The 304-nt window shown below is 65.8% G+C and carries 1 protein-coding gene; it reads right to left on the reverse strand.

Translation table 11 applies throughout. The features are described 5' to 3' along the window. Positions 1-304: DJ-1/PfpI family protein (locus ABKW30_RS29290; protein WP_348602489.1), on the reverse strand; the 304-nt coding region annotated here is incomplete at both ends.

Here is a 304-nt window from a genome sequence, read left to right on the forward strand (position 1 = left end):
CGCCATTGAGCGAACTCGCCTTGCCGTCGCCGGCGATCATTGAGGCGATGAACGCGTCGGCATCGGGCAATGCGGAAAGCAGGACGATCGGACCGTGGCAGATGATGCCCGTCGGGCGGCCCGTGTCGTGGAAGCTCGTCAGGATCTTGCCCAGGTTCTTGTCGCTGATGAGGTCGACCATCGGGGCGTGGCCGCCCGGAATGAACAGGCCGACATAGCCGTCCGTGCCTTCGGCGACGACGGACGCCAGGGTCTTCGGGTGCTTGAGCGGCTCCAGGTTTTCGGCGAATGCCAGCGCCTCGGC

Origin of the sequence: Phyllobacterium sp. SB3 (genome assembly GCF_040009165.1) — a bacterium.
Classification (GTDB): domain Bacteria; phylum Pseudomonadota; class Alphaproteobacteria; order Rhizobiales; family Rhizobiaceae; genus Phyllobacterium.